This is a genomic window from Pseudomonas sp. NBRC 100443 (assembly GCF_030268185.1).
GTDB classification, from domain to species: domain Bacteria; phylum Pseudomonadota; class Gammaproteobacteria; order Pseudomonadales; family Pseudomonadaceae; genus Pseudomonas; species Pseudomonas citronellolis.
This window is the reverse complement of sequence record NZ_BSQE01000006.1, coordinates 20424-40843: the sequence shown is the minus strand read 5'-3', so window position 1 is coordinate 40843 and position 20420 is coordinate 20424. Positions and strand designations below refer to the sequence as shown.

The 20420-nt window shown below is 69.8% G+C and carries 17 protein-coding genes; 5 read left to right on the top strand and 12 right to left on the bottom strand.

Going from position 1 to position 20420, the window contains the following annotated elements; translation table 11 throughout:
• Positions 1 to 6 precede the first annotated feature (6 nt).
• The 5 genes from QSJ95_RS09530 to QSJ95_RS09510 form a co-directional block, all read right to left on the bottom strand.
• On the bottom strand, positions 7 to 585 hold the full coding sequence (locus tag QSJ95_RS09530; protein ID WP_043272027.1) for a VOC family protein: 579 nt from the start codon (positions 583 to 585) through the stop codon (positions 7 to 9).
• A gap of 23 nt (positions 586 to 608) precedes the next feature.
• Positions 609 to 1895: a dihydrolipoyllysine-residue acetyltransferase gene (gene aceF / locus QSJ95_RS09525; RefSeq protein WP_285641923.1), complete on the bottom strand. Its 1287-nt coding sequence runs from the start codon at positions 1893 to 1895 to the stop codon at positions 609 to 611.
• A gap of 12 nt (positions 1896 to 1907) precedes the next feature.
• Positions 1908 to 4568 (bottom strand): alpha-ketoglutarate dehydrogenase, encoded by a 2661-nt coding sequence (gene mdeB / locus QSJ95_RS09520; protein ID WP_285641920.1) that lies wholly within the window; start codon positions 4566 to 4568, stop codon positions 1908 to 1910.
• A 101-nt stretch (positions 4569 to 4669) separates the two neighbouring features.
• A complete protein-coding gene (locus QSJ95_RS09515) occupies positions 4670 to 5176 on the bottom strand; it encodes a flavin reductase family protein (protein ID WP_009623110.1) in 507 nt (168 codons plus the stop codon).
• 16 nt (positions 5177 to 5192) lie between these two features.
• Complete coding sequence (locus QSJ95_RS09510) at positions 5193 to 6407, bottom strand: acyl-CoA dehydrogenase family protein (protein WP_051879091.1); 1215 nt, start codon at positions 6405 to 6407, stop codon at positions 5193 to 5195.
• 481 nt (positions 6408 to 6888) lie between these two features.
• On the opposite strand from QSJ95_RS09510, the gene QSJ95_RS09505 reads away from it, so the two are divergent.
• On the top strand, positions 6889 to 7650 hold the full coding sequence (locus QSJ95_RS09505) for a TetR/AcrR family transcriptional regulator (protein ID WP_009623114.1): 762 nt from the start codon (positions 6889 to 6891) through the stop codon (positions 7648 to 7650).
• On the opposite strand, the gene QSJ95_RS09500 is transcribed toward QSJ95_RS09505, so the two are convergent.
• From QSJ95_RS09500 to QSJ95_RS09485, 4 genes are read right to left on the bottom strand one after another with little or no spacing between them, the layout of a single operon-like run.
• Positions 7629 to 8621 (bottom strand): LysR family transcriptional regulator, encoded by a 993-nt coding sequence (locus QSJ95_RS09500; protein WP_285641916.1) that lies wholly within the window; start codon positions 8619 to 8621, stop codon positions 7629 to 7631. The genes QSJ95_RS09505 and QSJ95_RS09500 overlap by 22 nt on opposite strands.
• Before the next feature lie 33 nt (positions 8622 to 8654).
• Complete coding sequence (locus QSJ95_RS09495) at positions 8655 to 10052, bottom strand: efflux transporter outer membrane subunit (RefSeq protein WP_285641914.1); 1398 nt, start codon at positions 10050 to 10052, stop codon at positions 8655 to 8657.
• Positions 10049 to 13183: an efflux RND transporter permease subunit gene (locus QSJ95_RS09490; protein ID WP_043318362.1), complete on the bottom strand. Its 3135-nt coding sequence runs from the start codon at positions 13181 to 13183 to the stop codon at positions 10049 to 10051. The genes QSJ95_RS09495 and QSJ95_RS09490 overlap by 4 nt, the downstream gene beginning before the upstream one ends.
• A gap of 39 nt (positions 13184 to 13222) precedes the next feature.
• The gene (locus QSJ95_RS09485) at positions 13223 to 14350 is read right to left on the bottom strand and encodes an efflux RND transporter periplasmic adaptor subunit (protein WP_285641899.1); all 1128 of its coding nucleotides are present in this window, start codon (positions 14348 to 14350) and stop codon (positions 13223 to 13225) included.
• 220 nt (positions 14351 to 14570) lie between these two features.
• On the opposite strand from QSJ95_RS09485, the gene QSJ95_RS09480 reads away from it, so the two are divergent.
• On the top strand, positions 14571 to 15338 hold the full coding sequence (locus tag QSJ95_RS09480; protein WP_043318360.1) for an IclR family transcriptional regulator: 768 nt from the start codon (positions 14571 to 14573) through the stop codon (positions 15336 to 15338).
• 45 nt (positions 15339 to 15383) lie between these two features.
• Here QSJ95_RS09480 and QSJ95_RS09475 read toward each other — a convergent pair whose 3' ends face one another.
• Together QSJ95_RS09475 and QSJ95_RS09470 are read right to left on the bottom strand one after the other, a co-directional pair.
• Entirely contained in the window at positions 15384 to 15782 is a 399-nt protein-coding gene (locus tag QSJ95_RS09475) for an ArsR/SmtB family transcription factor (protein WP_009623122.1), read from the bottom strand.
• The gene (locus QSJ95_RS09470; protein ID WP_024128674.1) at positions 15779 to 16429 is read right to left on the bottom strand and encodes a peroxiredoxin; all 651 of its coding nucleotides are present in this window, start codon (positions 16427 to 16429) and stop codon (positions 15779 to 15781) included. Before QSJ95_RS09470 ends, QSJ95_RS09475 begins: the two co-directional genes overlap by 4 nt.
• Before the next feature lie 148 nt (positions 16430 to 16577).
• Between QSJ95_RS09470 and QSJ95_RS09465 the strand changes: the two genes are divergently transcribed.
• From QSJ95_RS09465 to QSJ95_RS09455, 3 genes are all read left to right on the top strand, one after another.
• Positions 16578 to 17516, top strand: a complete 939-nt coding sequence (locus QSJ95_RS09465) for an MBL fold metallo-hydrolase (protein ID WP_058070481.1) — start codon at positions 16578 to 16580, stop codon at positions 17514 to 17516.
• Positions 17517 to 17599: 83 nt separating this feature from the next.
• Positions 17600 to 19282, top strand: a complete 1683-nt coding sequence (locus QSJ95_RS09460; RefSeq protein ID WP_285641894.1) for a bifunctional protein tyrosine phosphatase family protein/NAD(P)/FAD-dependent oxidoreductase — start codon at positions 17600 to 17602, stop codon at positions 19280 to 19282.
• Between the two features lie 10 nt (positions 19283 to 19292).
• Positions 19293 to 20087, top strand: a complete 795-nt coding sequence (locus tag QSJ95_RS09455; RefSeq protein ID WP_009623129.1) for a sulfite exporter TauE/SafE family protein — start codon at positions 19293 to 19295, stop codon at positions 20085 to 20087.
• A 20-nt stretch (positions 20088 to 20107) separates the two neighbouring features.
• On the opposite strand, the gene QSJ95_RS09450 is transcribed toward QSJ95_RS09455, so the two are convergent.
• A complete protein-coding gene (locus QSJ95_RS09450; RefSeq protein WP_009623131.1) occupies positions 20108 to 20341 on the bottom strand; it encodes a metal-sensing transcriptional repressor in 234 nt (77 codons plus the stop codon).
• Between the last annotated feature and the right edge of the window lie 79 nt (positions 20342 to 20420).

Here is a 20420-nt window from a genome sequence, read left to right as displayed (position 1 = left end):
GTTTCCTTATCCCAGTACGGTGCGGGTGCCGGTGGCGGCGGTGCCCAGCCGGCAGAGCTCGGCGTCGCTGGCGCCGCTGCGCCACAGCTCGACCATGGCGTCCGGGTCGAACTCCAGGCCGATGGGGTCGTTGGCGAAGGTTTCGCTGTGGAAGAAGGCCGCGGCGTCGGCGGCCTCGACGAAGTTGTCCACCTGCAGCTCGATGTCGTTGCCTTCCGGGTCGCGGAAGTACAGCGAGGTGGTCGGCCCGTGGTTGATGCACCAGTAGGGGCGGATGCCCTCTTCCTTCAGGCGCAGGTAGGTGTTGAGCAGGTCGGCGATGCTGGCGTAGCTGTAGGCGATGTGGTGCACGCCGGTGACCTCGTCGGACTTCGGCGGCAGGTGCGGCATGTTGAAGAAGGCCAGGCGGTGGTGCTCGTCGTCGTAGGTGATGAAGGTGAGGATGTCGTCCTCGAACACCAGTTCGGCCTGGAACAGCTTGCGGTACCAGTCGACCATGGCCTTGCGGTCGGCGCAGCGGAACACCAGGTGGGCCATTTTCATCGGCACGATGCGTTCGGCGGGCGTGGCTTGGGAAGCAGTCATCTCGGTTCTCCTTGTTGTCGTACTCAGACCAGCACCCGGCGGAAGTCGCCGAGCAGGGTCGCCAGGTAGGCGAGGAAGCGCCCGGCCTCGGCGCCGTCCACCGCGCGGTGGTCCCAGGACAGCGACAGCGGCAGTTGCAGGCGCGGTTCGAAGGCGCTGCCGTTCCAGCGCGGTTGCAGCTCGGCGCGGCCGACGCCGAGGATCGCCACTTCCGGCGCGTTGATGATCGGGGTGAAGTGGCCGCCGCCGATGCCGCCCAGGGACGAGATGGAGAAACAGCCGCCCTGCATCTGCGCCGGGCTCAGCTTGCCGGCGCGGGCCAGTTGCGAGAGCTCGGCCATTTCCTGTGCCAGCGCGGCGATGCCCTTGCGCTCGGCATCGCGGATCACCGGCACCACCAGGCCGTTGGGGGTGTCGGCGGCGAAGCCGATGTGGAAGTAGTGCTTCTGCACCACTTCGTCGCCCTCCAGGCTCACGTTGAACTGCGGGAAGCGTTGCAGCGCCGCCACGCAGGCCTTGATCAGGAAGGCCAGCAGGGTGACCTTGGCCTGCCCTTCGCGTGCCTCGCCGTTGAGCTGCACGCGCAGCGCTTCCAGCTCGGTGACGTCGGCCTGGCTGTGGTTGGTGACGTGGGGGATGCTCACCCAGTTGCGGTGCAGGTTGGCCGCCGAGATGCGCTTGATGCGCGACAGCGTGCGGCGCTCGACGTGGCCGAACTGGGCGAAGTCCACCTGCGGCCAGGGCAGCAGGTCGAGCCCGCCGCCGAGTTTGGCGGCGGCCGCCGGTTGTTCGCGCTGGGCCTTGACGAAGGCCAGCACGTCCTCGCGCAGCACCCGGCCGTTGGGGCCGCTGGCCGGCACCTGGTCGAGGTCCACCGCCAGTTCGCGGGCCAGCTTGCGCACCGCCGGGCCGGCCAGGGCCAGTTGCGGTTTGCGGACTTCTTCAGCGACGGGCGCCGGCGCAGCTTGCACGCTGGGCGCGGGAGCGGCGGCCACCGGTTCGGCTTTCGCCACGACGGGCGCGGCCTCGGGAATCGCAGGCGCAGCTTCGGCGACCACAGGCGCAGCCGCGCCCTCCCCGGCCGGCTCGATATGGGCGATCACGCTGCCCCGGGAGACCTTGTCGCCCGGCTTGATCAGCACTTCGCGAATGGTGCAGGACAGGGTGCTGGGCACGTCCATCACCGCCTTGTCGGATTCGAGCACGATCAGCGGCTGTTCCACGGCGACCACATCGCCGGCCTTGATCAGCACCTCCACCACCGGCAGGTCCTTGAAGTCGCCGATATCGGGAACCATCAGTTGTTGCATGGCGTTCACTCCTCAACGGTTCCAGGGGGCGCCGGCGGCGCCGTCGATGGCGTAGCGCGCGCGGGCCTGGGCATGCTTGTCGCGGTCGATGCCGGCCAGCGCCGCCAGGGCGATGTGCTGGCGGTCCAGCTCGAAGAAGCGGCGCAGCGCCGGGCGGGTGTCGCTGCGGCCGAAGCCGTCGGTGCCCAGGGCGGTGTACGGCGCCCGCAGGTAGGGCGCGATCAGCTGCGCGTAGCCGCGCACGTAGTCGCTGGCGGCCACCACCGGCACTGCGCCGGGCAGGCAGGTTTGCAGGTGGCTGCGCGCTTCGGTCTGCTCGCCGAACAGTTGCTCGCGTTCGACCTCGCGGGCCTCGCGGGCCAGTTCGGAGAAGCTGGTGACGCTCCATATCTCGCTGGCCACGCCCCACTCTTCGGCGAGCAGCTCGGCGGCGGCGATGACCTCGCGCAGGATGGCCCCGGAGCCGAGCAGGCGTACCGCAGGCGCGCCCTCGCCGCGGGTGCCGAACAGGCGCATGCCCTTGATCACGTCGGCGTGCTGCGCGGCGTCCAGCGGCGCCTGCACGTAGTTCTCGTTGGTCACCGTCAGGTAGTAGAACTCGTCGTGCTGCTCTTCGAGCATGCGCCGGCCGCCGTGGTCGATGATCACCGCCGCCTCGGCGGCGAAGGCCGGGTCGTAGGCGCGGCAGTTGGGCACGGTGGAGGCGATCAGCTGGCTGGTGCCGTCCTGGTGCTGCAGGCCCTCGCCGGCCAGGGTGGTGCGCCCGGCCGTGGCGCCGATCAGGAAGCCACGGGCGCGCTGGTCGGCGGCGGCCCAGATGAGGTCGCCGATGCGCTGGAAGCCGAACATCGAGTAGTAGATGTAGAACGGCAGCATGGCCACGCCGTTGACGCTGTAGGAGGTGGCCGCCGCGACCCAGGAGGAGATCGCCCCGGCCTCGGTGATGCCTTCTTCCAGCAGCTGGCCGTCGCGCGCTTCCTTGTAGTAGAGCATCGCCCCGGCGTCTTCCGGCTCGTAGAGCTGGCCGGCCGGCGAGTAGATGCCGATCTGGCGGAACAGGTTGGCCATGCCGAAGGTGCGCGCCTCGTCGGCCACGATCGGCACGATGCGCGGGCCCAGCTGCTTGTCCTTGAGCAGGTTGGAGAACAGCCGCACCACCGCGGTGGTGGTCGAGCTTTCGCGCTCGTCCGGTTGCAGGGCGAACTGCGCGTAGCTCTCCAGCGCCGGCAGCGCCAGGGGTTCGGCCTGGCCGACGCGGCGCGGCAGGTAGCCGCCCAGAGCCTCGCGGCGCTCGCGCAGGTAGCGCAGCTCGGCGCTGTCCTCGGCCGGCTTGTAGAAGCGCATCTCTTCCAGGGCGGCGTCGTCCAGCGGCAGGGCGAAGCGGTCGCGGAAGGCCTTGAGCGCGTCGATGTCGAGTTTCTTCTGCTGGTGCGAGGTGTTGCGCGACTCGCCGGCCTGGCCCATGCCGAAACCCTTCTTGGTCTTGGCCAGGATCACCGTCGGCCGGCCGTCGTGCGCCTTGGCGGCGGCGAAGGCGGCGTGCAGCTTGCGGAAGTCGTGGCCGCCGCGGCGCAGGCCGTCGATCTCCTCGGGGCTCATGTGCGAGACCAGCGCCTGCAATTCCGGGTCGAGGTCGAAGAAGTGCGCGCGGTTGTAGTTGCCGTCGTTGGCGCCGAGGGTCTGGTACTGGCCATCCACGGTGTGGGCGAAGCGGCGCAGCAGCACGTGGTTGCGGTCGCGGGCGAACAGCGCGTCCCAGTCCGAGCCCCAGATCACCTTGATCACGTTCCAGCCGGCGCCGCTGAACAGCGCTTCCAGTTCCTGGATGATCTGCCCGTTGCCGCGCACCGGGCCGTCCAGGCGCTGCAGGTTGCAGTTGATCACGAAGGTCAGGTTGTCGAGCTTCTCGCGGGCGGCCAGGGACAGCGCGGCGAGGGATTCCGGCTCGTCCATCTCGCCGTCGCCGAACACGCCCCAGACGTGGCGCTGCGCGGTGTCGGCGATGCCGCGGTGCTCCAGGTAGCGGAGGAAGCGCGCCTGGTAGATGGCGCTGATCGGGCCGATGCCCATGGAGCCGGTGGGGAACTGCCAGAAGTCCGGCATCAGCCAGGGGTGCGGGTAGGAACACAGGCCGCCGCCGTCCACTTCCTGGCGGTAGCGCTGCAGCTGTTCCTCGCCCAGGCGCCCTTCGAGGAAGGCGCGGGCGTAGACGCCGGGCGCCGAGTGCGGCTGGAAGTACACCAGGTCGCCCTTGCCGGCGGCGCTGTCGGCGCGGAAGAAGTGGTTGAAGCCGACCTCGAAGATCTCCGCCGCCGAGGCGTAGCTGGCGATGTGGCCGCCCAGCTCGCCGTAGGCCTTGTTGGCCCGCGCCACCATGGCCAGGGCGTTCCAGCGGATGATCGAGGTGATGCGTTCCTCCATGGCCAGGTCGCCGGGGAAGGCCGGCTGCTGCTCCAGGGGGATGCTGTTCTGGTACAGCGAATAGGGGTGCGCCGAGGGGCGCACGCCCAGGTGGCTGGCATGCTCGGCCAGGCGCTGCAGGAGGAAGTCGACGCGCTCGCCGCCGGCGCTGCGCGCCACGGCCTCCAGGGCGTCGAGCCATTCGTGGGTTTCCTGGCGGTCGCTGTCCTGTTCGGCGCGCTCGCGGGGTGATTCGGTGATCCTGGCTGTCATGGTTCTTCGCTCGATCAGGGTTTCGCAGGCGCGAGCCGCCCCCGGGCGCCCCCTGCCGGGGGCGCCGTGGCGTTCGCGCGGTCAATCGTCGGTGCGCGGGCCTACCAGCCTTCGCGGCAACCGTTCCACTCGGCGCCCGGCGAGCGGGCGTGCATCTGGTGGTAGCGGCCGCTGTAGAACAGCAGCGGCTTGCGCTGCTCGCCGATGCGCAGGTGCTCCACCTCGCCGATGTACAGCTGGTGGTCGCCGGCCGGGTGCACGTCCACCGTGCGCGCCACCAGCTGCACCAGGCTGCCGTCCAGCAGCGGGGTGTCCTGGTGCTGGCAGAACGGCAGTTCCAGCCCCTCCTCCGGGCGCCCGCCGAAGTGCGCGCTCAGCGGGCGCTGGGTCTCGGCGAGGAAGTTCACGCCGTAGCGCACGCCCTCCTTCACCCACTGGTTGAAGCGCGAGGCGTTGCGCACCGAGACGAGGATCAGCGGCGGCTCCAGCGACACCGACATGAAGGCGTTGGCGGTCATGCCGGCCGGCTCGCCGTCGGCGAGGTAGGTGATCACGGTGACGCCGGTGGCGAACTGGCCCATCACCGTACGCAGGAGTTTGGGATCCATGGGGTTGCCCTCCCGGTCAGATCAGCGGGGTGACGGTGTTTTCCAAGCCCAGCAGCGCCTTGCCGTACAGCTCCAGGCCGATGCTCGGCAGGGCCACGGCGTGCCGCGCGGCGGTGTTGGAGTCGCGCCACCAGCGCTGCATCGGGCTGCTCTCGGCGAAGCTGCCGGCGCCGTGGGCAGTGAGCAGGATGTTGATGGCGTCGGTGATGTGGCTGTTGACCAGGCCGACGTCGGCGCGGATGCGCGCGCGGGTGGTGGCGTCGAGCTTGCGGCCCTCGCGCGCGGCGGCGTCGATCTCGTCGACGGCGCGGAAGGCGCGCAGCTCGGCGCTGTCGATCTTCAGCGCGGCCTCGGCGACCTGGGCCTGGAACAGCACCGAGTCGGTCTGCTTCTCGAACGAGGTGTAGGCGATGGCGCGGCGCGGCGCGTTGTCGATCACGTACTTCAGCGCGGCGCGGCCCAGGCCCAGCTGCGGGCCGTTGAGGATCAGCGCGGCGAAGGGCACGAACAGCGGACGGTAGCTGGCCTCGTCCTTGAATTCGGTGGGGTAGTCGCCCTCGATGGCCGCGCCCATGTTCAGCAGGCGGTGGTCGGGCACGAACACCTCCTCGGCGACGATGCAGTTGCTGCCCGAGGCGCGCATGCCGGTGGTGAACCAGGTGTCTTCGATGCAGAACTGTTCGCGCGGGATCAGCGCCAGGTACTGGGCCACCAGTGCGCCGTTGGCGTCGCGCTCCTCGGCGCCCACGGCGGCCCAGTCGGCGTGCAGGCTGCCGGAGGAGAAGTACCACTTGCCGGAGACGATCAGGCCACCCTCGACGCGGCGGGTGTTGGGCGAGGCATTGAACACGCCGGACACGCGGGCGTCGGGGTTGGCGCCGAACACTTCGTTCTGCGCGCGCTCGCTGAACAGGCTGGTGAACCAGGCGCAGACGTTGGTCAGCGCGGCCACCCAGGCGGTGCCGCCGCAGCCTTCGGCGAGCGCCGCGGACACTTCCAGGTGCGAGCGCAGGGTGCCTTCGTGGCCGCCGAAACGCTTGGGCACCATCAGCCGGAACAGCCCGGCGTCGCGCATGGCCTGGATGTTCTCCTCGGCGGCGCGGCGATTCCTCTCCGACTCCGCAGCATTCTTGCGCAGCAGCGGCTGCAGCGCTTCGGCGCGCTTGACCAGCTCCTGCAGGGAGGGACGCTGCTCGGCCAGCGGCAGCACGCTTACGTCGGACACTTTCATCGCTTCTTTCATGGCTTCGACCTTGTATGTCACAATGACTAAAATGTCATTTATTTGTTCTGGGCGAACGAATCCCGCCGGCCGTGGCGCCAGGGCGCAGTGGACGGCAACGGATTCCTCGCGGGCAGGCGTCGGCGCTCAGGACCTTGGCGGCCCCGAAGGCATACGGTTACCCGGAGTGGCTAGGGATGCGGGAAATATCAGGCGCGCGGGCGCTTGCGGCGCGGCGGCGGAGGAAGCGGGCGGGACAGGCGGGGTGGCAAGGCGTTACGGATCATTTTTCGTCTCCTGTTGTTTTTATGACGAAAGCGCCAGAGCGACGAATACGTTATAGACTGAACATACTTGTCATTCCGACATTGGTCAGCAATGTAGGACAGACGCCCCGCTCGTACAAGGGGTGCGATCAAATAAATTTATTCACCCGACTATCGGCATAGTTTTTAACAATGACATTTTGTCACTCCCGGAGATGAAGTCCGTGTCCGACGACCAACAGCCCTCCCCCCGCGGACGGGCCAACCCCGACCACCGCCCGAAGATGGCGGAGAAGAAACGCCTGCTGATGCGCACGCGCCTGCTCGACGCGGCGATGCGGGTATTCGCCGAGCCCGGCTCGGCCACGCCGGTGATCGACGACGTGATCCGCGAGGCCAAGGTCTCGCGCGGCACCTTCTACCGCTACTTCGACTCCCTGGACCAGGTGCTGGTCGCCCTCGGCCAGGACCTGAGCAACCAGATGACCACCGACATCCTGCCGCTCTACGACATCCTCCAGGAGCCGTGGAAGCGCATCTCGGTGGGTTTCCGGGTGTTCCTGGTGCGCGCCCTGCTGGACCGCAAGTGGGCCGGCTTCGTCACCCGCGTCGACGTCTGGCCGCACCACGCGCTGGTGGCCGAGTACATGGGCCGCGACCTGGAGGGCGGGCGCGCCGCCGGCGAACTGCACTTCGAGCGCCTCGACGCCGCCACCGACTTCCTCATGGGCGCCTCGGCCCTGTGCATCCAGACCATCCTGCAGGGGGTGGAGAAGGTCAACGAGTACGTCGACGCCTGCGTGCACATGGCCATGGCCAGCCTCGGCTACGACGCGGCCACCTGCCGGCGCGGCGTGGACTTCTCGCTGACCTACCTGCAAGACTGGGGCTCCGGCGCGCTGGACCTGCCGCGCCCGGTGTGGTCGCTGAACCTCAACTCGCGCGAGGGCCGCGAGTTCCTCGCCTATCGTCGCAACGGGGCCTGAGCCTCACCGCCGCACCCGGCCAGGCGCGGCCGCGGGCGGGCCCAGTAGCGCGGGTCGTCGAGCACCGCCAGGTCGCTGGCGAAGGCCTGTGGCAGTTGCGCCTTGGGGAACTCGACCCAGGTGCGGATCTTGGCGTCGAGGAAGCGCCGCGAGGAATACAGGGCGAAGACGTCGCGGCCGTGCAGGCGCAGCTGTGGCAGGACCCGCAGCAGCCGCCCTTCGCGCAACGCGCGGGCGGCGACGAAGCCCGGCAGCAGGCACACGCCCATGCCCGAGGCGGCGGCCAGGCAGGCCGCCTCGGGGAGGTTGACGCGCAGCACGTCCTCGAAGGCGAAAGGCGCCTCCTCGGCCTGCTCGCTGAAGTACCAGCCATCGGGAAACAGCGGGTCGGCCAGCATCAGGCAGCGGTGTTCGCGCAGGTCTTCCGGGCACCTCGGCACCCCGTGGCGGTGCAGGTACCCGGGCGCGGCGCAGAGCACGCTGAACACCCGCCCCAGGCGCTGGGCGACGAAGGCCGAGTCGGGCAGCCCGCGGGACAGGGTGACCAGCACGTCCAGGCCCTCCTCCAGCAGCGCCGGGGTGTCCTGGGTCAGCGACAGGTCGATGGACACCTCCGGGTAGCGCTCGCGGTACGCGGCGATCAGCGGTGTCAGGTGCTCCAGGCCGAACTCGGTCACCGCGTGCAGGCGCAGCCGCCCGCTGGCCCGCGATAGCGAGCCGGCGGCCTCGGCGGCGGCGTCGTCGATCTCGCCGAGGATGCCCTTGCAGCGCTTGAAGTAGCGCCGGCCGGCCTCGGTCACCGCCACGCTGCGGGTGGTGCGTTGCAGCAGGCGCGCGCGCAGCTGCTCCTCCAGGCCTGCGATCAGCCGCGAGACCTTCGACGGCGACATGTCGAGGGCGCGGGCGGCCTGGCTGAAGCTGCCGCTCTCCACCACCCGCACGAAGGCCTGCATGCCTTGCAAGAGGTCCATGGCCCTACTCCCCGGCGGCGCGCGCCGCGGCCCTCATCTGTCGCCCCCGCCGAGGGCCTTGTACAGCGCCACCAGGTTCTGCTGGCGGGCCAGTTCGGTGGCCACCAGTTCCTGCTGCGCGGCGAACAGGCTGCGCTGCGCGTCCAGGGAGTTGAGGTAGGTGTCCACGCCCTGCTCGTAGCGGGCCCGGGCCAGGTCGTAGGAGTGGGCGTTGGCCTTCACCAGCAGCGCCTGGGCGCGCACCTGCTCCTGCAGGGTGCCGCGCGCGGCCAGGCCGTCGGCCACCTCGCGGAAGGCCACCTGGATGGCCTTCTGGTAGTTGGCCACTTCGATGGAGGCCTGGACCTTGGCCACGTCGAGGTTGGCCCGGTTGCGGCCGCCGTCGAAGATCGGCAGGCTGATCGACGGCACGAAGCTCCAGGCGCCCTGCCCGCCGGCGAACAGCTGGCCCAGCTCGGCGCTGGCCGAACCGGCCGAGGCGGTCAGGCCGATGCGCGGGAAGAAGGCCGCGCGCGCCGCGCCTATGTTGGCGTTGGCGGCCTTGAGCGCGTGCTCGGCGGCGAGGATATCCGGGCGCTGGGTCAGCACCTCCGAGGGCAGGCCCACCGGCAGCGCCTCGTCCAGCGCCAGCGCCTGCGGCGCCGCCTGGCGCAGCCGCTGCGCATCCAGCGGCCTGCCCACCAGCAGCACCAGGGCGTTGCGGTCCTGCGCCACCAGGCGCCGGTACTGCGCCTGGCTGGCCTCGGCGGCCCGCACCGTGCTTTCCGCCTGGCTCAGGTCCAGCTCGGTGGCGACTTCCGCGGCGTAGCTGCTGCGGATGGTGGCGTAGCTCTGCCGCTGGCTTTCCAGGGTCTGCCGGGCGATGGCCAGGGACTGCAGGTCCGCCTGCAACTGGTAGTAGGCCGTGGCTACCTCGGCGACCAGGGCGATGCGCGCGCTGCGCTGCGCCTCCACCGTCTGCAGGTAGGTCTGCAGCGCCTGTTCGTTGAGGCTGCGTATCCGGCCGAAGAAGTCCAGTTCATAGGAGGCGATGCCCACCCCGGCGTCGTAGCGGTGGGTGGTCTCCGTGCGGCCGCTGCTGGACAGGTCCGCCGGGGTGCGCTGGCCGTTGCCGGAGATGCCGGCATCCACCGAGGGCAACAGGTCGGCGCGGCTGATGCGGTACTGCGCCCGCGCCTTCTCGATGTTCAGCACGGCCACGCGCAGGTCGCGGTTGTTTTCCAGGGCATCGGCGACCAGGGCCTTGAGCTGTTCGTCCTTGAAGAAGCCCTGCCAGGGCAGCAGCGCCTGCGCCGCGCCGGCCCGGGGCGCGGCCCAATCCTGCGCGACCGGGCTTTCCGGGCGCTGGTAGTCGGGGATCAGCGAGCAGCCGCCGAGCGCGCCCACCGCCAGGGCGACGCTGAGCATCGCCCGCCATTTCAGCTGATTCATGCGTGTTCTCCCTGCTGGGCGTCGAGTGGTTTCGCCTTGCGGCTGAACAGGCGGGTGATCAGCACGTAGAACATCGGCACGAAGAACACCGCCAGGAAGGTCGCGGTGAGCATGCCGCCGACCACCCCGGTGCCGATCGAGTGCTGGCTGCCGGAGCCCGGCCCATGGGAGATGGCCAGCGGCAGCACACCGAGGACGAAGGCCAGCGAGGTCATGATGATCGGCCGCAGGCGCAGGCGCGCCGCCTCCGAAGCCGCCTTCAGCAGCGGCATGCCCTGCTCGTGCAGCGCCTTGGCGAACTCGACGATGAGAATGGCGTTCTTCGCCGACAGGCCCACGGTGGTCAGCAGGCCGACCTGGAAGAACACGTCGTTGGCCAGGCCGCGGCCGAGGGTGGCCAGCACCGCGCCGATGACGCCCAGCGGCACCACCATGATCACCGCCAGGGGCACCGTCCAGCTTTCGTAGAGGGCCGCCAGGCAGAGGAACACGATCAGCACCGAGATGGCGTACAGCGCCGGCGCCTGGGAGCCGGACAGGCGCTCCTCGTAGGAGATGCCGGTGAACTGCAGGCCGATGCCGTCGGGCAGTTGGGCGACGATGCGCGCCACCGCCTGCATGGCGTCGCCGGAACTGTAGCCGGGGGCCGGCTCGCCCTGGATTTCCACCGCTGGCACGCCGTTGTAGCGTTCCAGCTTGGGCGAGCCGTAGGTCCAGTAGCCGGAGGCGAAGGCGGAGAACTTGACCATCTCGCCACGGGCGTTGCGCACGTACCACTTGGCGAAGTCCTCGGGCGAGATGCGCGAGTCGATGGCGCCCTGCACGTAGACCTTCTTCACCCGTCCGCGGTCGACGAAGTCGTTGACGTAGGCCGAGCCCCAGGCGGTGCTCATGGTGGCGTTGATGTCGCTGATGCTGACCTGCAGCGCGCGGGCCTTTTCCTTGTCGATCACCACCTGGTACTGCGGCTCGTCGTTCATGCCGTTGGGCCGCACGTTTTTCAGCACCGGGTCGGCGGCGGCCAGTTCGAGGAACCTGTCGCGGGCCTGCATGAGCTTCTCGTGGCCCAGGCCGACGCGGTCCTGGAGGAACAGGTCGAAGCCGGTGGCGTTGCCCATCTCCAGGATCGCCGGCGGCACGATGGCGATGGCGGTGCCGTCCTTGATCTGCGCGATCCGCGCCTGCAGGCGCTGGGCCAGGGCGAAGATGCTGGTGTCGTCGCGGCCGCTACGCTCCCCCCACGGCTTCAGGCCGATGAAGAGCATCCCGGAGTTCTGCCCGCGGCCGGCGAAGTTGAAGCCGCTCACCGTGTACGCGGAGTCGATCAGCCCGGCCTCGTCGTGCAGCAGGTAGTCGCGGATCTCGTCCAGCACCACCTGGGTACGGGCAGCGCTGGCGTTGCTCGGCATCTGCACCTGCACCACCATGTTGCCCTGGTCCTCGTCGGGCAGGAAGGCGCTGGGAATCTGCGGGAACAGCCACACCAGCGCAACTACGATCAGCCCATAGATGCCCAGGAACAGCCCCTTGCGCCGGGCGATGGCGTCCACGCCGGTCTTGTAGCGCTCGGCGCCGCGGTCGAAGCTGCGGTTGAACCAGCCGAAGAAGCCCTTCTTCTCGTGGTGGCCATGCACCGGTTTGAGCAGGGTGGCGCACAGCGCCGGGGTGAAGATCATCGCCACCAGCACCGACAGGGCCATGGCCGAGACGATGGTGACCGAGAACTGCCGGTAGATGATGCCGGTGGCGCCGCCGAAGAAGGCCATGGGCACGAACACCGCCGAAAGCACCATGGCGATGCCCACCAGGGCGCCCTGGATCTGTCCCATGGACTTGCGCGTGGCCTCCCGGGGCGAGAGCCCCTCCTCCACCATCACCCGCTCGACGTTTTCCACCACCACGATGGCGTCGTCCACCAGCAGGCCGATGGCCAGGACCATGCCGAACATGGTCAGGGTGTTGATGGTGAAGCCGCAGGCCGCCAGCACGCCGAAGGTCCCCAGCAGCACCACCGGCACCGCCAGGGTGGGGATCAGCGTGGCGCGCAGGTTCTGCATGAACAGGTACATCACCAGGAACACCAGGAGGATGCCTTCGAACAGCGTCTTGACCACCTCATGAATGGAGGCGCTGACCACGGGCGAGGTGTCGTATGGGTAGACCACCTTCAGGCCCTTGGGGAAATAGGGCTCCAGCTCGGCCACGGTCTCGTGCACGCGCTTGACGGTGTCCAGCAGGTTGGCCCCGGTGGCCAGGCGCAGGGCGATGGCCGCCGCCGGTTTGCCGTTGTAGGTGCCGGAGATGGAGAAGTTCTCCGAGCCCAGGCCGACCTCGGCCACGTCCTTCAGGCGCACCTGGGAGCCGTCCGGGTTGACCTTCAGGAGGATCTCGCGGAACTGCGCCGCGGTGGTCATCCGCGACATGCCCAGCACGGTGGCGTTCAGCTGCACGCCCTGGTGCGTCGGCAGGCCGCCGAGGGCGCCGGAGGATACCTGCACGTTCTCCGCGCGCACGGCGTCGATCACGTCCTGCGGCGTCAACTGGTAGCTGAGCAGCTTCTGCGGGTCGACCCAGATGCGCATGGCGTACTGCGCGCCCAGCAGCAGGAAGTCGCCGACGCCCTTGGTGCGGGTGATCGGGTCCTTGAGGTTGGAGGCGATGTAGTTGCCGATGTCGAAGTCGTCCATGCTGCCGTCCTCGGAATACAGGCCGACGATGAGCATGAAGTTGATCTGGTACTTGGCCACCCGCAGCCCCTGCTTCTGCACCTCTTCGGGCAGCAGCGGGGTGGCCAGCTGAAGCTTGTTCTGCACCTGTACCTGGGCGATGTCCGGGTCGGTGCCCTGGTCGAAGGTGACGATGATGTTGGTGCTGCCGTCGGCGTTGCTCTCCGAGGAGATGTAGCGCAGCCCGTCGAGGTTGTTCAGCTGCTGCTCGATGGGTTGCACCACGGTGTCCTGCACCGTCTGCGCCGAGGCGCCGGGATAGGTGACAGTGGTGATGATCGCCGGCGCGGCGATGTTCGGGTACTGGTTGACCGGCAGCTTGAGGATGGAAAGCCCACCCGCCAGCATGATCACGATCGCGATCACCCAGGCGAAGATCGGCCGGTTGATGAAGAAGGATGCCATTGGGAATTACCGGAAGATTGCGGCTAGGCCGGGGCAGTTCTATTCGTGGGAGCTGGCGAGGGTCTGCACGGGCGCGACGTTGTTCGCCGCCACCGGCTTGAGCACGGCGCCGGGGCGCACGCGCTGCACGCCCTCGGTGACGACGCGCTCGCCGGCGGCCAGGCCCGACTCCACCAGCCACTGGTTGCCCAGGGTGCGCAACACCCGCACCTGGCGCAGCTCGGCCTTGTCGCCCTCGCCCACCACCCAGGCGGTGGCCTCGCCCTTGAGGTCGCGGCTGATGCCCTGCTGCGGCACCAGCAGCGCCTGGCGGCGCATGCCCTCGGCCAGGGAGCCGTGGACGAACATGCCCGGCAGCAGGAGGCCGTCCGGATTGGGGAACACCGCGCGCAGGGTCACCGCGCCGGTGCTCGGCTCCACCGTCACCTCGGAGAACTTCAGCACCCCGGGCAGCGGGTAGCGCGAGCCGTCCTCCAGGCTCAGGTGCACCTGCACCTGGCCCGGGCCGGCCATGCTCAGTTGCCCGGAATCCAGCTCGCGGCGCAGCCGCAGCATGTCGGTGGCGGCCTGGTTGACGTCGACGTAGATGGGGTCGAGCTGGTTGATCGAGGCCAGCTCCTGGGCCTGGCCGGCGTTCACCAGCGCGCCCTCGGTGACGTTGGAACGGCTGATGCGCCCGCCGATGGGCGCCAGCACGCGGGTGTACTCCAGGTTGATGCGGGCGGTCTTCAGCTCGGCCTCGGCCTGCTTCCAGGCCGCTTGCGCATCATCGAACTGCTGGCGGCTGATGGCGCGGGTCTCCAGCAGGCGCTGGTAGCGCTGCGCCAGGTTGCGCGCGCTGTCGCGGGTGGCCTGGGCCTTGTCCACCGCGGCCTGGTACAGCGCCGGGTCGATCTGGTAGAGCTGCTGGCCCTTCTTCACCACGCTGCCTTCGGCGAACAGGCGCTTCTGGATGATCCCGCTGACCTGCGGCCGCACTTCGGCCACGCGGTAGGGCGCGGTGCGCCCGGGCAGGTCGCCGCTGAGCAGGACGTCCTGCGCCTTGAGTTCGACCACGCCCACCTCGGGGGCCGCAGCCTCCACCTTCTGCTCGGTCTTTTCGCACGCCGCCAGCACCAGCGCCGTCGACAACAGGGCCCCGAGGCTCCGCAAAGCTCTGACTTTCATGGTTTCTCCTTGGACATGCCGCCAATGCCCGAATGGCCGCGCGGAGGACTTCCGCCAACGGCGGGGTCGGATCGGGCGAGGCGGCAGTGTACCACAATACGATTATCTGTATCGCAATATGGTACAACTGAATTCACAGCTCCTGCCGAGCGCGCGGCAAGGCTGTACACTCCGCCGGTCGCCACGGCGCATGCGGCGATGCAGAGCTTCGAGGAACGAGATGAGCGAAGAGAAAGACATGCCGGAAGAGTCGCGCGGCGGCGGCATCCAGGTGATCGCCCGGGCCAGCGCCATCATGCGCGCGCTGGGCGCGCAGCCCCAGGGCCTGAGCCTGGCGGCCATCGCCCAGGCCGTCGGGCTGCCGCGTTCGACGGTGCAGCGCATCATCGGCGCGCTGGAGGCCGAGGCGCTGGTGGAGGCGATCCGCCCCGGCACGGGCTACCGCCTGGGCCCGGCGCTGGGGCAACTGATCCACCAGGCCCACAGCGACATCATCTCGGTGGCCCGGCACTCCCTGGAACGACTCTGCGACGCCCTGCAGGAAACCGTGGCGCTGTCCTGCATCCGCGCCCGCCAGACCCACGTGATCGACCGCGTGATCGCAGAGACCGAGTTGCGCGTGGTGATCCCCATGGGGCACTCGCTGCCCATGCATGCCACGGCCGACGGCAAGGTGCTGCTGTCCACCCTGGACGACGACAGCATCGCCCAGTGGCTGGGCCCCTCCCCGGCCAGGCTGACCCCTCACACCCGCGACCTGCCGGCGCTGCTCGCGGAAATGCGGGCCATCCGCCGCAGCGGCATGGCCCGGGACGTCGAGGAACACACGCCGGGCATCAGCGCCCTCAGCATCCTGATCCCCACTTTCATGGGGCCGCACGCGGTGTCGGTGGTGGCGCCCAGTACGCGCTTCCAGGCTCGCGAGGCCTACTTCCGCGAAGCGCTGGAGGTGTGCAAGACGGAAATCAGCCGGCAGGCGGGGATGTAGCCAGAAGAAGTGACCGCCGCTGCGCGCGGCGGTATGGCGGCAGGCCTAACGCTCGATACGGGCGAAGCGTGCGCTCTCCCCGGGCGCCGGTGTCGCCCTGGCGGGGAGCCGGGCCGCCTGCTGCAACTGCGGATCGCCGCACAGCGCCTCGTGCAGCGCTTCCAGCAGCACCTGCACGCGGGCGTCGGCCAGGCTGTAGTAGATCGAGCGGGACTCGCGGCGGGTCTTCACCAACTGGTTCTGCCGCAGTTCCGCCAGTTGCTGCGACAGGCCGGGCTGGCGCAGGCCGAGGTCGCGTTCCAGTTCCGCCACGGAGCATTCGCCACGGGCGATCTGGCAGAGCAGCAGCAGGCGCGTCGGGTTGGCCAGCAGGCGCAGCAGTTCGGCGGCGTCGTTGGCGCGTTCCTTCAGGGCTTCCAGGCCCTCGTCGGCCGGCGCCTTCATGGTTTCTTCCAGCGGTAGTACCAGGTTTCGTCCGGGCCGGGCTCGACCTGCAACGCCTCATGGGCATCCAGGGCCACCGGCTCCAGCAGCGCGCCGCCGGGCTGCCAGCCCTCCGGGGTGGAGGCGGCGTGCCGGTCGCTGGCCTGCAGCGCCGCGACCAGGCGCAACAGCTCCTCCACCGAGCGACCGACGTTCATCGGGTACCAGCTCAGGGCGCGGATGATGCCCTCCGGGTCGATCACGTAGCTGACCCGGGTGGTGGAGCTGTCCACCGCGTCGGGGCCGACCATGCCGTAGCCGCGGGCGATGGCCATGGAGGGGTCTTCGATGATCGGGAAGTCGATGGCCACGCCGAAGCGTTCGTGGATGTCGCGTATCCACGCCAGGTGCGAGTAGAGGCCGTCCACCGACAGCGCCAGCAGCTCGCAGCCCAGTGCGTCGAAGCGCGGCTTGGCGCGGGCGAAGGCGATGAATTCGCTGGTGCACACCGGGGTGAAGTCCGCCGGGTGGGAGAACAGCAGCAGCCAGCGGCCGCGGTAGTCGCTCAGGGCGACGTCGCCGCGGGTGGTGCGGGCGCGGAACTCCGGCGCACGGTCGTTCTGGCGCAGCGGCGGCATGGAGGGAGCGGAACAGGCATTGGCTTCCACGGTGATCCAGATCCTCGGCTGAACAGGCCCGTCATGCTACCGCCCCGGCCCGGTAGCGTCGACGGCGACACTTCGACGTTTTCATAATTGCACTATTAAAGAAATAGTGTAAGCATGATTTAGGTCAATGTCGCAGGAGACGTCCCCCATGTCCGCCCTCCACGCCGATGCCGCCCTGGCCGCCGCCAGCGCACTGGTCGACGACGCCACCAGCGGCCGCGCCCCCGCCCCGCAGGTCACCTCGTTCTTCGACGAAGCCACCTTCACCGTCAGCCATGTGGTGCGCGACCCCACCAGCAACGCCTGCGCCATCATCGACAGCGTGCTCGACTTCGACCAGGCCAGCGGCCGCACCCACCAGGAGTCGGCCCAGGCCCTGGTGGAGTTCGTCCAGGCCAACGACCTGCGGGTGTCCTGGCTGCTGGAGACCCACGCCCATGCCGACCACCTGTCCGCCGCGCCGCTGCTGCAGGAGCGCCTGGGCGGGCGCCTGGCGATCGGCGAGCGGATCACCCGGGTGCAGCAGACCTTCGGCAAGATCTTCAACGCCGGCAGCGCCTTCGCCCGCGACGGCAGCCAGTTCGACCATCTTTTCGCGGATGGCGAAAGTTTCCGCATCGGCAACCTGCAGGCCATCGCCCTGCACGTGCCCGGGCATACCCCGGCCTGTATGGCCTACGTGATCGGCGATGCGGTGTTCCCCGGCGACACCCTGTTCATGCCCGACTACGGCACCGCGCGCTGCGACTTCCCCGGCGGCGACAGCGCCACGCTGTTCCGCTCCATCCGCCGGCTGCTCGGCCTGCCGCAGCCGGCGCGGGTGTTCCTCTGCCACGACTACAAGGCCCCCGGCCGCGACCACTACGCCTGGGAAACCAGCATCGGCGCGCAGCGCGCCGGCAACATCCACGTCCACGACGGCGTGAGCGAGGCCGCGTTCGTCGCCATGCGCGACGCCCGCGACGCCACCCTGCCGATGCCGCGCCTGATGCTGCCCTCGGTGCAGGTGAACATGCGCGGCGGCCACCTGCCGGAGCCGGAAGACAACGGCGTGCGCTACCTCAAGCTGCCGCTGAACCTGCTCTGAGCCGCCGACGGCGGGCCATGACGGCCGCTGTCCCGCCGCCCTCCCCTTGCCTTGCGCCGCCGAAAGAAGAAGAGGAATCCGCCATGCAACGTCTGCCCCTGGACGATGGCTTTTGCGTCGCCCCGCAACTGAACCCCGAAGACCTTTCCGCCCTGGCCGCCGCCGGCATCCGCAGCCTGGTCTGCAACCGCCCCGACGGCGAGGCCGACGACCAGCCGGGCAGCCAGGCCATGGCCGCGGCCGCCGCCGCCCAGGGCCTGGAATTCGCCTACCTGCCGGTGATCAGCGGCGCCATCGGCGACGCCGACGTCCATGCCTTCACCGCCGCCCTGGAGCAGTTGCCCGGCCCGGTGCTCGCCTACTGCCGCACCGGCACCCGCTCGGCCACCCTCTGGGCGCTGTCCCAGGCAGGGCAACGGCCCCTGGACGACATACTCGCCCGCGCCGCCCGGGCCGGCTTCGACCTCGGCCAGCTGCGCCCGCGCCTGCAGGCCGCCGCCAGCCCCCGTCCGGGGCGCGGCGAGCCCACCTATGACCTGGTGGTAATCGGCGCCGGCGCCGCCGGCCTGGCCACCTGCGCCAGCCTGCTCAAGCGCCGCCAGAACCTGAGCATCTGCATGGTCGAGCCGGCCACGGAGCACTACTACCAGCCGGGCTGGACCATGGTCGGCGCCGGCGTCTTCACCCAGGACCGCACGGTGCGCCCGATGGCGGCGCTGATCCCCGACTGCGTGGCCTGGGAACGCTCCGCCGCGGCGGCCTTCGCGCCCCAGGACGACCGGGTGATCCTGGCCAACGGCGCCAGCCTGAAGTACCGCGTGCTGATCCTGGCGCCCGGCCTGAAGCTGGACTGGAACGCCATCCCCGGCCTGGCCGACACCCTGGGGCGCAACGGCGTGACTTCCAACTACCGCTTCGACCTGGCGCCCTACACCTGGCAGCTGGTGCGCGGCCTGCACCGCGGCCGCGCGCTCTTCACCCAGCCGCCGATGCCGATCAAGTGCGCCGGCGCGCCGCAGAAGGCCATGTACCTGTCCGCCGACCACTGGCTGCGCGGTGGCCGCCTGGACGGCATCGACATCCAGTTCCACACCGCCGGCGCCGCGCTGTTCGGCGTGGCGGACTATGTGCCGGCATTGATGGAGTACGTCGAGCGCTACCGCGCCCAGCTCAACTTCGGCTCGACCCTGGCGGCCGTCGACGGCCCGGCGCGCACCGCCACCTTCGCCCGCACCGATGCCGACGGCCAGCGCCACGAGGAAGTGCGCGAGTTCGACATGCTCCACGTGTGCCCGCCGCAGACCGCTCCGGACTTCATCCGCAGCAGCCCGCTGGCCGGCGACGGCGGCTGGATCGACGTCGACCCGGTGACCTTGCGCCATGCGCGCTTCGCCAACGTCTTCGCCCTCGGCGACGCCAGCGCCGCGCCCAACGCCAAGACCGCCGCGGCGGCGCGCAAGCAGGCCCCGGTGGTGGCGCACAACGCCCTCGCCTGCCTCGACGGCCAGCCCCTGACGGCGGCCTACGACGGCTACGGCTCCTGCCCGCTGACCGTGGAGCGCGGCAAGATCGTGCTCGCCGAGTTCGGCTACGGCGGCAAGCTGCTGCCCACCTTCCCGCGCTGGCTGCTCGATGGCCGCAAGCCGTCGCGCCTGGCCTGGCACCTGAAGTCCGAGGCGCTGCCGGGCATCTACTGGAACGCCATGCTCAAGGGCCGCGAGTGGCTCTGCGCGCCCGGCCGGCGCCGCGCCGGACAATCCGCCTGAGGAAGCCGCGATGCCGACCCTCAGCCTGTTGCAGTACCTGCTCGGCGCCGCCGCCGGATCGCTGGTGGGCTTCACCCTCGGCCTGGTCGGCGGGGGCGGCTCGATCCTCGCCGTGCCGCTGATGGTCTACCTGGTCGGCGTCGACAACCCCCACGTCGCCATCGGCACCAGCGCCCTGGCGGTGGCCGCCAACGCCGCCGCCAACCTGCTCAACCATGCCCGCCGCGGCAACGTGAAATGGCCCTGCGCCTCGCTGTTCGCGCTGGTCGGGGTGGTCGGCGCCTTCTTCGGCTCGTCCCTGGGCAAGGCCTTCGACGGCCAGAAGCTGCTGGCGCTGTTCGCCCTGCTGATGCTGGTGGTGGCGGCGCTGATGCTGCGCGGGCGCGACAGCGAGGGCGACGCCGCGGTGGCCCTGGGCCGCGGCAACGCCCCGCGGCTGGCGGCATTCGGCGGCCTGGCCGGCGCCCTGTCGGGGTTCTTCGGCATCGGCGGCGGCTTCCTCATCGTGCCCGGCCTGATGGCCGCCACGCGCATGCCGATCCTCTTCGCCGTGGGCAGTTCGCTGGTGGCGGTGACCGCCTTCGGCCTGACCACCGCGCTCAACTACGCGCGCTCGGGCCTGGTGGACTGGCCGCTGGCGGTGGTGTTCATCGGCGGCGGGGTGGCCGGCGGGCTGTGCGGCGCCTGGCTGGCGACGCGCCTGTCGCGCAGCCAGGGCACCCTGAACCTGGTGTCGGCAGCGATGATCGGCGCTACCGCGCTGTACATGCTCTACCGCAGCCTGGGGGCGCTGGGCGTCATATGAACGGCAGGGCTGCGCACCGCTCAGGTGTATTTCGTGAAGATCGCCCGGACCCGCTGCAGCGTCTGCGCCGCGTCCTGCTCCTGGTCCTCGAACGCCTCTTCCAGCAGGCAGGCGAGCAGTTCCTGGTAGGCCTTTTCCAGGGCCTTGCGCGCCGCGCGGAACTGCAGCGCGATGGTCTCGCACTCCTCGCCCCGGCGGATCATGGCCTGCAACCCGCGTATCTGGCCCTCGACCCGGGCCAGGCGGTTGAGCATCGCTTCCTGGGGGGTGATATCGCTTTTTCTGCTCACGTGTACCTTCCAACGCACATCCCGAGGTGAAGGCTCCATGGGG

What these genes read in the sequence shown, in the direction of transcription:
- aceF (WP_285641923.1), bottom strand. Translation starts at nt 1,895, where the DNA reads ATGCAACAACTGATGGTTCCCGATATCGGCGACTTCAAGGACCTGCCG.
- QSJ95_RS09510 (WP_051879091.1), bottom strand. Translation starts at nt 6,407, where the DNA reads ATGAAAGTGTCCGACGTAAGCGTGCTGCCGCTGGCCGAGCAGCGTCCC.
- QSJ95_RS09480 (WP_043318360.1), top strand. Translation starts at nt 14,571, where the DNA reads ATGAGCGAAGAGAAAGACATGCCGGAAGAGTCGCGCGGCGGCGGCATC.
- mdeB (WP_285641920.1), bottom strand. Translation starts at nt 4,568, where the DNA reads ATGACAGCCAGGATCACCGAATCACCCCGCGAGCGCGCCGAACAGGAC.
- QSJ95_RS09460 (WP_285641894.1), top strand. Translation starts at nt 17,600, where the DNA reads ATGCAACGTCTGCCCCTGGACGATGGCTTTTGCGTCGCCCCGCAACTG.
- QSJ95_RS09495 (WP_285641914.1), bottom strand. Translation starts at nt 10,052, where the DNA reads ATGAATCAGCTGAAATGGCGGGCGATGCTCAGCGTCGCCCTGGCGGTG.
- QSJ95_RS09530 (WP_043272027.1), bottom strand. Translation starts at nt 585, where the DNA reads ATGACTGCTTCCCAAGCCACGCCCGCCGAACGCATCGTGCCGATGAAA.
- QSJ95_RS09490 (WP_043318362.1), bottom strand. Translation starts at nt 13,183, where the DNA reads ATGGCATCCTTCTTCATCAACCGGCCGATCTTCGCCTGGGTGATCGCG.
- QSJ95_RS09500 (WP_285641916.1), bottom strand. Translation starts at nt 8,621, where the DNA reads ATGGACCTCTTGCAAGGCATGCAGGCCTTCGTGCGGGTGGTGGAGAGC.
- QSJ95_RS09450 (WP_009623131.1), bottom strand. Translation starts at nt 20,341, where the DNA reads ATGCTCAACCGCCTGGCCCGGGTCGAGGGCCAGATACGCGGGTTGCAG.
- QSJ95_RS09475 (WP_009623122.1), bottom strand. Translation starts at nt 15,782, where the DNA reads ATGAAGGCGCCGGCCGACGAGGGCCTGGAAGCCCTGAAGGAACGCGCC.
- QSJ95_RS09485 (WP_285641899.1), bottom strand. Translation starts at nt 14,350, where the DNA reads ATGAAAGTCAGAGCTTTGCGGAGCCTCGGGGCCCTGTTGTCGACGGCG.
- QSJ95_RS09455 (WP_009623129.1), top strand. Translation starts at nt 19,293, where the DNA reads ATGCCGACCCTCAGCCTGTTGCAGTACCTGCTCGGCGCCGCCGCCGGA.
- QSJ95_RS09465 (WP_058070481.1), top strand. Translation starts at nt 16,578, where the DNA reads ATGTCCGCCCTCCACGCCGATGCCGCCCTGGCCGCCGCCAGCGCACTG.
- QSJ95_RS09515 (WP_009623110.1), bottom strand. Translation starts at nt 5,176, where the DNA reads ATGGATCCCAAACTCCTGCGTACGGTGATGGGCCAGTTCGCCACCGGC.